1 protein-coding gene is annotated in these 656 nt (G+C 50.5%); it reads left to right on the top strand.

Going from position 1 to position 656, the window contains the following annotated elements:
- Positions 1-656: helix-turn-helix domain-containing protein (locus FW758_RS24710; protein WP_446446841.1), on the top strand; the 656-nt coding region annotated here is incomplete at both ends.

Below are 656 nucleotides of genomic sequence, written 5' to 3'. Positions count from 1 at the left end.
CAAGCTGGTGTTGATCAAGCTTGCTGATAACGCGAACGATAATGGTGAGTGTTGGCCGAGCCATCAGCATATTGCAGATCAGTGTGAGATTGGTCATAGCACAGTTAGAAAGCACATTGCGGCCTTGGTTGATATGGGTTTTGTCACGGTTAAATATCGTAAGGGGCCTAAGGGGAATTTAACCAATATTTATACAATTTCAATCTGCTACGAGGTAGCACCCTCTGTGCTAGCAGATAGCACAGGGGTGCTACCAGATAGAAGACCCCCTCTGCCACGAGATAGCATAGGGGTGCCACCAGATAGCATAGGTATGCCACCAGATAGCAGACCCCCTGTGCCACCAGATAGCACCGGAATCAGTCACTCTTTTGAACCTATCAAAGAATCTTTAAAAGATAGTTGTCCAGCAACGAGTGCTAAGTCGGTTTTCAATGCGTTTTTCAAAGCGTATCCCGCCCATCGCAAAGGCGGCTCGGATTCGGCTGCGTGGAAAGCGTGGAAGGCCGAAAAGCTGACCGACGCCGATTGCGTGCTGGCGGTGACGTGGTTGAAGGAAGCTGCGGCGCTGGATACGAGTTGGGGTTTTAGCGCTAACGGCCAGTTTGTATTGGGCATTACTAAGTTTATCCGCGAACGCCACTGGCTGACGCCGT

It is taken from the genome of Shewanella sp. 1180_01, from assembly GCF_052850535.1.
This window is presented reverse-complemented; position numbering and strand designations above follow the sequence as displayed.